At 66.2% G+C, this 9627-nt stretch carries 14 protein-coding genes; 4 read left to right on the forward strand and 10 right to left on the reverse strand.

Translation table 11 applies throughout. The annotated features are described in order from the left end of the window. The 4 genes from ABS88_RS20280 to ABS88_RS20295 all read left to right on the forward strand — a co-directional run. On the forward strand, window positions 1–960 hold a 960-nt coding region (locus tag ABS88_RS20280), incomplete at its 5' end, for an AMP-binding protein (protein ID WP_286750427.1). Beyond that, window positions 957–1607 (forward strand): TetR/AcrR family transcriptional regulator, encoded by a 651-nt coding sequence (locus tag ABS88_RS20285; RefSeq protein ID WP_003048746.1) that lies wholly within the window; start codon window positions 957–959, stop codon window positions 1605–1607. The genes ABS88_RS20280 and ABS88_RS20285, both read left to right, overlap by 4 nt. A 29-nt stretch (window positions 1608–1636) precedes the next feature. Continuing rightward, window positions 1637–2248 carry a 2-hydroxychromene-2-carboxylate isomerase gene (locus tag ABS88_RS20290; protein WP_286750428.1) on the forward strand — a complete coding sequence of 204 codons (612 nt, stop codon included), beginning with the start codon at window positions 1637–1639 and terminating at the stop codon, window positions 2246–2248. 11 nt (window positions 2249–2259) lie between these two features. Next, window positions 2260–3063: a crotonase/enoyl-CoA hydratase family protein gene (locus tag ABS88_RS20295; protein WP_062764406.1), complete on the forward strand. Its 804-nt coding sequence runs from the start codon at window positions 2260–2262 to the stop codon at window positions 3061–3063. A 25-nt stretch (window positions 3064–3088) separates the two neighbouring features. On the opposite strand, the gene ABS88_RS20300 is transcribed toward ABS88_RS20295, so the two are convergent. The 10 genes from ABS88_RS20300 to ABS88_RS20345 form a co-directional block, all read right to left on the reverse strand. After that, a complete protein-coding gene (locus ABS88_RS20300; RefSeq protein WP_286750429.1) occupies window positions 3089–3778 on the reverse strand; it encodes an ATP12 family chaperone protein in 690 nt (229 codons plus the stop codon). Beyond that, on the reverse strand, window positions 3775–4011 hold the full coding sequence (locus ABS88_RS20305) for a hypothetical protein (protein WP_003048754.1): 237 nt from the start codon (window positions 4009–4011) through the stop codon (window positions 3775–3777). Before ABS88_RS20305 ends, ABS88_RS20300 begins: the two co-directional genes overlap by 4 nt. Next, window positions 4008–4631, reverse strand: a complete 624-nt coding sequence (locus ABS88_RS20310) for an FMN-binding negative transcriptional regulator (RefSeq protein WP_062764402.1) — start codon at window positions 4629–4631, stop codon at window positions 4008–4010. Before ABS88_RS20310 ends, ABS88_RS20305 begins: the two co-directional genes overlap by 4 nt. Next, on the reverse strand, window positions 4631–5884 hold the full coding sequence (locus ABS88_RS20315) for an RluA family pseudouridine synthase (protein ID WP_286750430.1): 1254 nt from the start codon (window positions 5882–5884) through the stop codon (window positions 4631–4633). Before ABS88_RS20315 ends, ABS88_RS20310 begins: the two co-directional genes overlap by 1 nt. Beyond that, a complete protein-coding gene (crcB, locus tag ABS88_RS20320; RefSeq protein ID WP_286750431.1) occupies window positions 5881–6258 on the reverse strand; it encodes a fluoride efflux transporter CrcB in 378 nt (125 codons plus the stop codon). The genes ABS88_RS20315 and crcB overlap by 4 nt, the downstream gene beginning before the upstream one ends. A gap of 332 nt (window positions 6259–6590) precedes the next feature. After that, a complete protein-coding gene (locus ABS88_RS20325) occupies window positions 6591–6809 on the reverse strand; it encodes a hypothetical protein (protein WP_058812580.1) in 219 nt (72 codons plus the stop codon). Next, window positions 6806–7624, reverse strand: a complete 819-nt coding sequence (locus tag ABS88_RS20330) for a DNA adenine methylase (RefSeq protein WP_286750432.1) — start codon at window positions 7622–7624, stop codon at window positions 6806–6808. The genes ABS88_RS20325 and ABS88_RS20330 overlap by 4 nt, the downstream gene beginning before the upstream one ends. Window positions 7625–7764: 140 nt before the next feature. Beyond that, entirely contained in the window at window positions 7765–8082 is a 318-nt protein-coding gene (locus ABS88_RS20335; protein ID WP_286750433.1) for a hypothetical protein, read from the reverse strand. Then, the gene (locus ABS88_RS20340) at window positions 8079–9368 is read right to left on the reverse strand and encodes a tail fiber domain-containing protein (protein ID WP_286750434.1); all 1290 of its coding nucleotides are present in this window, start codon (window positions 9366–9368) and stop codon (window positions 8079–8081) included. Before ABS88_RS20340 ends, ABS88_RS20335 begins: the two co-directional genes overlap by 4 nt. Further along, window positions 9361–9627: hypothetical protein (locus tag ABS88_RS20345; protein WP_286750435.1), on the reverse strand; the 267-nt coding region annotated here is incomplete at its 5' end. The genes ABS88_RS20345 and ABS88_RS20340, both read right to left, overlap by 8 nt.

The following is a 9627-nucleotide window of genomic DNA, read 5'->3' on the forward strand; positions in this document are numbered from 1 at the left end:
GCGTTCGGGATCAACGCCGACAGCATCTATCTTTCGCCCGCGCCGCTCTATCACGCCGCGCCGCTCCGCTGGTCGATGACGATCCACCGGCTTGGCGGCACCGTCGTGCTGATGAAGAAATTCGATCCCGAAGCCGCGCTGGCGGCGATCCAGCATTATCGCTGCAACGCGGCGCAGTTCGTGCCCACCCATTTCGTCCGCATGCTCAAATTGCCCGCGGAGGTGCGTGCGCAATATGACGTGTCGTCGATGAAGAGCGCGATCCACGCTGCGGCGCCGTGCCCGGTCCCGGTCAAGCAGGCGATGATCGACTGGTGGGGGCCGGTGCTGCTCGAATATTATGCGGGGTCGGAGGGCAATGGCATGACCTTCGCGACCAGCCAGGACTGGCTGGCGCACAAGGGCACCGTCGGCCGCGCGATCCTGGGGACCGTCCACATCGTCGGCGAGGACAATGAAACCGAAGTGCCGGTGGGCGAGGAGGGCGCGGTCTTCTTCGAAAGCGACAATGTCTTCGAATATCACGACGACCCCGAAAAGACCGCGTCGAGCCGCAATTCGAAGGGCTGGTCGACACTCGGCGACGTCGGCAAGCTCGATGCCGACGGCTTCCTTTATCTCACCGACCGCAAGAGCTTCATGATCATTTCGGGCGGGGTAAACATCTATCCGCAGGAGATCGAAAACCATCTCGTCACCCATCCCAAAGTTGCCGATGTCGCGGTCGTCGGCGGCCCGCACGAGGAAATGGGCGAGGAGGTGATCGCGGTGATTCAGCCCGCCGACATGGCCGACGCGACCGATGAATTCCGCGACGAACTCGGCGCCTATGCGCGCCAGAAACTGTCGGGCGTGAAGGTGCCGCGCCGCATCGATTTCATGGAGGCGCTGCCGCGCCACGATACGGGCAAACTCTACAAGCGGCTGCTGCGCGACCAATATTGGGAAAAGAAGGCGTGAACGCACCCCGCGTCAAGACGCGCGACCGTATCCTCGCCGCCGCGCTGCGCCTGTTCAACGAACAGCGCTTCGGCAGCGTATCGACCGCGGCGATCGCCGCCGATGTCGGCATCGCCGAGGGCAATCTCTGGTATCATTTCCGAAGCAAGCGCGCGCTCCTCGACGCGATCAGCGCCGATTTCGCCGAGGCGATCGAAGAGCGGCTGCAACTGCAGCCGTCCGATGACGGCGATCTGATCGAAGAATATGTCGCACTGCTCGCCTGCATGCAGCGCGAGCTCCATACCTTCCGCTTTCTCTATCGCGACCGCGCCGATTATGGCGAATCGAGCCCGATCATTCTCGACCACATCGACGGCTGGTACGAACGCGTGCACGGCCAGCTGATGCTCTATCTTGGCGCGATGATCGATCGCGGCTACCTCGACTGGTCGCGCGCGCGGCTCGGTGATCTTTGCACCAATGCGCTCGTGATCCTGCGCTTCGGCCTCGAATATCAGCGCGAGATGGACCCGGCGGCGGTCGGCGACCTCGATAGCGCGCGCTGGACGGTCGAACGGCATCTGACCTTGTTCGAGGACCGGCTCGATCCCGCTGTGGCGCGCCGGTTCCACCGCGCGATCGAACAGGCCGACCTGCAGGCCTGACGCGCCTTTTCATTTGCAAAGGATCGATCATGGCGCGCCATCTGGAATTCTTTTTCGACCTGTCGTCGCCCTGGACCTATCTGGCGTTCACCAACGTCCAGCCGCTGATCGCGCGCACCGGCGCCAGCGCGACCTTTCGGCCGATCCTGGTCGGCGGGGTGTTCAACGCGGTGAACCAATCGGTCTATGCGGCGCGCGAACAGAGCGACAATCGCAAGCTGCAACATAGCTGGAAGGTGCTGGGGGACTGGGCGCGGCTCGCCGGGGTGGAGATGAATTTCCCCTCCCGCTGGCATCCGGCAAAGAGCGTTGCCGCGATGCGCTTCGCCACCGCGCTCGAGCCCGATCAGCCGGCGCTGATCGCCTTCGCCCGGGCGGCGTTCGAATCCTATTTCGGCGCGCAGGACAATCTCGACGACCCTGCGGTGCTCGAAGCGGCAGCAACGCGCGCGGGCCTCGACGGCGCGGCGATCCGCGGTGCGGCGGCGAGCGATGCGGTCAAGGCGCGGCTGCGCGCCAATACCGACGAGGTGATCGCGCGCGGCGGCTATGGTTCGCCGTCGATGTTCGTCGACGGCGATGATATGTATTTCGGCAACGACCAACTGCCGCTCGTCGAAGCGGCGCTTCTGAAAGCCTGAGAGGACTCTCCATGCAGGACCGTATTTCGATCACCATGCTCGACGACGGCATCGCCGACGTCCGCCTGATCCGCACCGACAAGATGAACGCGCTCGACGGCGCGATGTGGGAGGCGCTTGCGGCGGCGGTCGATCAGCTCAAGGCGACCGCGGGGCTGCGCGTCGTCGTCCTGTCGGGCGAGGGGCGCGCCTTTTGCGCCGGACTCGATCTCTCCAGCCTCGGCGGCGAGCGTGATCCGGGCGCGAGCAGCGCCGGCGGCGGACTCGCCGAACGGACGCGCGGCCTTGCCAACAACGCGCAATATGCCGCCTGGGGCTGGCGCGAACTGCCGGTGCCGGTGATCGCGGCGGTACACGGCGTCGCCTTTGGCGCGGGCAGCCAGATCATGGCCGCCGCCGATATCCGCATCGTTCATCCCGATACGCGCATCGCGATCATGGAAATGCGCTGGGGCCTTGTCCCCGATGTCGCCGGCATGGCGCTGTGGCGCACCCAGGTCGCCGACGACGTGCTGCGCGAGATGATCTACACCAACCGCGAATTCAACGGCGTAGAGGCGAAGGCGCTGGGCTTTGCGACGCATGTCGCCGAAGAACCGCTCGCCAAGGCGATGGAACTCGCGGCGGTGATCGCGGGCAAGAATCCGCATGCGATCCGCGGCGCCAAGCGGCTGTGCAACATGCTTGCCGACGCGAGCGATGCCGAAATCCTGCAGGCCGAAAGCGACGAACAGATAAAGGTCATCCGCACCCCCAATCAGATGGAGGCGGTGATGGCGCATATGCAGAAACGCAAGCCCGACTTCGCCGATTGACCGGAGGCGTCAGAGCATCGATTCGTCAGAGTAAGCGCAAGAACCGCGCCGCATTGCCCCAATCGGCGGCGCGGCGGTCGCGCGCCTTTTGCGCTTCGCTGTCGGCGCCCCAGCGGCGTTCCTGATACAGCTCGTCGAGGCTGACCGCCTCCCACAGCATGTCGGCGGCGAAGGCGTCTTCGACGAGCGCGAGCCCGGCGACGAGCGAACCGCCGATGGTGACGAGCGGCGACAGCGGCGCGAGGCGAAAGGGATCGAGCGCGTGCACCGCCTCGCGCAGCGCCGCGACCGTTGCGGCGGGCTGGTCGATCGGCAGCACGCCCTGCGCCAGCGCGAATTCGATGCCGTGCCGCGCCTCCGCCCAGGCGAGCAGCGGATTCCACGCCGCCGCCTGTTCGCCTTGCAGCGCGGCATCGCGGTCGTCGCGGTAGCAGAGAAGGTCGGTCTGGGCATAGGCGGCGATGGTCTCGGCAAAGGCCGCGCGGTCGCCCGTCGCCAGATCGATCGCGGCGTTGGCGATACCGGTCATCGGCATCGCCGCCGGATCGATATCGCTGCCCTGTGCATTCCATTCGGCGGCGATCGCTTCGGCAAGCTCCTCGCTCGGCACCACCAGCGGCGCGCGCGCGGGGGTGCGCACCGGGCGCCCGTCAAGCGCGATGCCCCGGCCGCCGTCCTGCGGGACGGTCGTGGCAGTCTTCCAGAAGCGTTTCATGGCGCGGGCGGTGTCCGCCAGCGGCGCGCCAGGATGCGCGGCATGATTGCGAAATCGAACACGCCGGTCAGGACGACGATCACGCCGATCCAGCGATCGGTGGGCTGACCGGCGATGGCCCAGCCGCCCCGGATCAGCACGAAGCCCGCCATGATGAAAAGCGCGCCGACGATTCGCATCGCCGACAGCGCGAAAAAGCGCTTCTTGGCCAGCCGGTCCTGTTCGTTGCTCATGCCCCCGCCTTATCGCCTGCGAGCTGGCGCATCAAATGCGCGAGGGCGCCGTGGCCCGTCCGCTCGATTCCCGCTGCCACGCGCTCGCGCTCGGCTGCATCCTTGTTCTGCGACAGTTTCACCGTCGGCCGCCATGCGCTGATCCGCATCTCGAAGCCGGTGATTGCGCCGGTCAACCGCGCGAAATGGTTGGCGTCCATCTTGGCGCGCGTCCACGGCGGATTTTCGCCGGCGCGTGCCTCGTGCAGCGTCGACAGCGTGTCGAGCTGCGCGACCAGTTCGGCATCGCCCAGCTTGCGCGCCACGCCTTCCATCTCGACCGCGACATAATTCCACGTCGGCACCGCGGTTGCGGCGTCGGCGTACCAGTTGGCGCTGACATAGGCATCGGGGCCCTGCACCACCGCGAGTGCCGGCGCGCCGGCAAGATGCTTCGTCAGCCCGTTACCGCGCGCGAGGTGGAATTGCAGCGTCGTCGCGTCGGCGCTGAGCACAACGGGTGCGTGGGCGACGCGTGGGCCGTCGGGCGTCGCCGCGAAAATGGCGGCAAAGCCGATTTCGCGCACCAGCAGCGCGGCGAGATCGTCCTGCCGGGGCCGGAACGCCGGATTGGGGTGCATCAGCGCGGCTTTCGCGGCGCCGGACCGCGGGCGCCCGTCTTGGCGGCGCCGGGCTTCGCGGCGCCGGGCTTCGCCGGGCCGCGCTTTGCAGGCGGTTTGCCGCCCGGCTTCGGTGCACCGGATTTCGCCGTCCCCGGTTTCGACTTCGCTGGTTTCGCCGTCCCCGGTTTCGATTGGACCTTCGCCTCGGCACGGCCGCGCCGTTCGCCGCGTCTTGCCTTGCGCACCTGCTTCGCATGCGCCTTGGCCTTCGCCTTCTGCACCGTCTTGGTCGATGCGCGCGGCGCCTCTTCGGTCAGGAGGTCGCCGAGCAGCGGGTCGAAGCCCAGCGCTTCCAGGCTTTCGGCGAAATGCGGCGGCAGCGGCGCGCTGATGTCGATCGCGCCGCCATCGGGATGGTCGATGCGCAGCCGGCGGCTGTGCAGGTGCAGTTTGCGGCTGATCGTGCCGGTCAGGAACGCGCCCTTGCCGCCATATTTGCCGTCGCCGACGATCGGATGGCCGATCGCCGCCATATGGACGCGCAATTGATGCGTGCGGCCGGTCAGCGGCTGCAGTTCGACCCACGCCGCACTGTTGCCCGCGCGTTCGATGACGCGATAGCGCGATTTCGACGGCAGGCCTTTTTCGTCGACGTGCATCTTCTCACCGCCCGATCCGGGTTGCTTGGCGAGCGGCAGGTCGATCTCGCCCTGCGCGATGTCGGGGACGCCGACAACGATCGCCCAATAGGTCTTGCGCGCGCTGCGGTTCGAAAAGGCCTTGGCGAACCAGGCAGCGGCGCGCGGGGTGCGCGCGACGAGCAGCGCGCCCGACGTATCCTTGTCGAGCCGGTGGACCAGCTTGGGGCGCACGGCGGCATCGCCCTGCAGGGCGCCGAGCAGGCCGTCGACATGACTGTCGGTCTTCGTTCCGCCCTGCGTCGCGAGGCCCGGCGGCTTGTCGAGCACCAGCGCGCTCTTGTCGCGGTGGATAACCATCGCTTCGGCGAGCGCGACATCGGCCGGCGACAGCGCTTTTTCCTTGCGCGGCCGGGGGCCGGATGGCGCCGCGGGCGGCACCGGCATCGCGATTGTCTGCCCCGCCTCGATCCGGTCCGAGACATCGGCCTTGCGCCCGTCGATGGTCAGTTCGCCCGACCGGGCCCAGCGCGCGATCAGCGCGTGGGGCGTGCCCGGCCGGTGCCGTTTGAACCAGCGGTCGAGGCGGATGCCGTCATCCTCTTCGGCGACAATGGCGCTGTCGCCGCTCATGCGGGAAGCTGCCGCATCATGACCATTCCGACGCCGCACGCCGCAATGCCGATGATGACCGACGCGCCAACATAGGCCGCCGCCTGCGCCATCTGGCCCCGTTCGAACAGCGTCCAGAACTCCATGCTGAACGACGAGAAGGTGGTGAAGCCGCCCAGCACCCCGACGCCCAGGAACAGCCGGGCCTGATCGCTGCCGCCGCTGCGCGCGAGCCAGCCGATCAGCAGCCCCATCATCAAGCTGCCGGCGATATTGACCGACAACGTCCACCAGGGAAAGCCGGGGCCAAGCCGCGCGAGCAGGATCTGGCCGACCAGGTGCCGCGCACCCGCGCCGATCGCACCGCCGACCATGACAGGGAAAAGTCCGTTCATCCGCTCGCCCTAGCCGCAAAAGCGCGTGGCGCAAAGCGGGCGATCGCCCGTTGGTGGTCGCATCGCTCCCTGTCGGCGACCGGGATCGTCGCCAAGGGGGCTTGACGATGAGAACAAAACATGTCCAGATCGGACCTTCTTCCCGTCCGTCGGCGCGCGTCGACTCAGGCTATCGTCGTGCTTGGGTCCGTTTCGGCGGCAAATGGGAACGAACAAAAGGTGAATAGAGCCGCTGTGACGGCATAGTTGTACCGCGATGGACCAGGTGAAGCGCGACAAAAGCTTTTTGAGTGTCTGACAAGACAAGTTGTAGCACTCGAAAGCGCCTTGCCTCAGTCGATGACCTTCAACCCGACGACGCGCGCGGGGTCCACATAGGCCACCTCTTCATCCGCAACGATGATGGCGACATCGCCTTCAACGGCGATCATAGACACACCTCCGATTCCTTTCGGAAAGCCATCGACGAACACGACGCATCTGGTGCCAGCGCCCTTCTCGCCCGCGATCTTCTCGTTCAGCGTATTGATGAAAGCGACGTCGTTGGTCATTCCGATTCTCCTCTGCCGCCCGAGATAATCAGTTCCCGTGCGGCCGTCACCTGCCCGCTGACACGATAAGTGACGCCGACCTCCTCGATCGCGCATTCGGCGAACAGGTCGCGGATGTCGGGATGGTCGTTGATCGACAAAATGAAGCGCCCTTTCGCGCCCTCTAAGAGGTCTCTCAGACGGGCGAAATCAGCACGTGAGAACACGCCCTGGCCGTAGTCATCCTCGCACCCATGATAGGGCGGATCGCAATAGAAAAGCGCTCCTGGGCGATCGTAGCGCGCGATGAGCTTCTCAAAGGGAAGCCGCTCGATATGAACTGGCGCTAGGCGCTCGTGGACCGCTTCCAGCATCGGCACCAGCTTTGTCAGGTCGAACCGTGCCGGGCCGGTCCGCGTCACGCCGAAATTGCGCCCCTCGACCTTCCCGCCGAACGCGAGGCGCTGAAGATACAGGAATCGCGCCGAACGTTCGAGATCGGTCAGAGTGTCGGGATCAACCCGCATCAGCCGCTCGAACTCGGCTCGGCTCGCAAGCTGCCATTTCAGCGTGTCCAGGAACTGCTGATAGTGGCGCTGGAGGATGCGAAAGAGCGTCGTCACGTCGGTCGAGATGTCGTTGATCACCTCGACGGGCGGGCGCCGGTCCCTGCGAAAGAAGACCCCGCCCATCCCCACAAACGGCTCGACATAAAGATCGTGCGACGTGCGACCGATCAGCTCGACGAGACGCCGCGACAGATTGCGCTTGCCGCCAATATAGCCGGCCACCGGGCGCGTCGGCCCGACCGCTTCAAAATTCAATCCTTCGTTCACTTCTGACACCTATCGCTTGCCCCGCCGGTGCGCCGGTGGGGGAACGGAGCGATGCCGCGGCATCGCAAGGTGCGGGGCCTTAATCCCTGCGGTGACGGGCGCTGCAACGCCCGTTGCCTCCCCCTTGCGGGGACTGCGAATTACGGATGCCACCGCCCCCAGACGCAATGCGCGACCTCATGGCCGATCCATTGCGGCTGGTAGGACCGGGCCGGGTCAACGACATGGACCTCGCACCCGTCGGGGCGGATGATCGACCAGGCCATAAGCTGCCGGTCCTCAGGCTGCTGCGCCGCCTTGGGCGCCTTGGCGCGCAGGTCGGCGATCGTCGGATGCGTGACGATCGTGATCGCAGGCTGCGTTCGCTCGAACTCCTTTTGCCCGAAGCGATAGCCGTCGGCCGCGCCGCCCTGATCGCATCCGGCGAGCAGCAGGAAGAGGAAGGCCAGCCGCTTCATGCCGCCGCCTCCAGCGCCGACAGGCGATCGTGGAGCGCCCACGACAGGAGCAGGTTCATTTCGTCGACGCGGAACCCGAACAGATGCCCCGCCGAGCGAACAAGCTGGCGCTCCCCCGTCGGCTCGCGCTCGATGCGCTCGACCTCTTCGGTGACGGGGCGCATGATCTCGGCGCCGTCAGTGTCGAACTCGCCCGTTGCCTCTTCGCCGACCTGCACCTCATCGACATGCATGACCTCGCGGTAAACATCTTCGAACTGGTCATTCCAGCCGTCGAAGCAAAGCCATGCCGGCGCTACCGGCCCGGCCCAGCTGATGTCGGGCAACAGAACGCCCTCGACTTCGACCAGCGGCGGCGCAAGCCCCTCGTCCGCGACGATCTGCCAGATGCGCTGCGCCCGCGCGCCATAGTGCCAGCGCGCGCCGTCCGGGCCTTTCTCGGTCACGGCATCGGTGAACTGATACCATCCCAGCTCGTCGAGGATCGCACGCGCAATACGGCGATCCTTGGCCGCTCGGTCCTCGCCAGGGCGACCGATCCATATCTTGAAGCGCTCGTCGGAGGTATTGATCGTTCCGTTGGTCGCGAACAGCGTCGTTATGCGGTTCGAGGCGCTGCCGATCGGGTGCGCATTATCCGACGAGGGGAAGAAAGAGCCTGTCGAGGCCGAGATGTTCCATTGCCCGCCGCCCGTTACAGCGAGCGACAGAATGACGCCCGACGGCGTCAGCATTTTGGTCGCCCAGACTTCCGACCAGCGCGAACCGCTCGCGCCGAGCGTCTGGGTGTTATTGCCGCCCGGCAATATGCCCGAAGCCTGCACCGTCAGCGCGTTCGTGATCGCAACGTCCGTGCCCGCTGCGGTCGTTTGCGAGGCCGCGAAGCCGATCGACAACTGCGTCCCGCTCAGGCTCAAGGCACCGCGCGCCCAGGCCCCGCCAGTCGAAAGGGACGATACCCAACCCCCGCTGATTGTCGGCGACGGTTTGACGCCGAACCCGATCCCGACCGTGCCGGACCCTCGCAGCGACCCGATCGTCCCCAGCATTTCGCCGCTGTAACTCATTCCGACCGACACAAGTCCGGTGGTGGCGTTCGCCGATCCGGTCACCAGCCAGCCATTGGCCGTATATTGCCCTGTATCGGCGCGGGTAAGGAAGTTCGCGGTATCGAATTTGCAATCGACCTTCACATTGCCTGCACCGAGATAGAAGCCGATCATGCGCGATCCCGCCGCGGCGGTCTGCGCAGCGGTGGCGGTCGGGGCGGTGGCCACGTCAGGCATCGGATATTCCTTTCAGCTTGGCGGACCGGCGCGCGACTTCGCGCTCGATCCATTCATTGTCCTTGGCGATGACGGCCGCGGCGAGGTCGCTGATCGCGACGCCCGTCGCCCGCGCTTCGTGCGCGAGCATCGGCGCCAGCTCGGGCGCGCCGAAACGCTGATAGAGGCGCGCTTCCATCGCCTTGCGCATGTGCGCCTCGCGCTTCGCCCCGTCGCCGAACTCGGCGCGATAGGCCTCATCGACACGGCGGGCATCGAC

The sequence above is a fragment of the Sphingopyxis sp. SCN 67-31 genome (genome assembly GCF_001725095.1).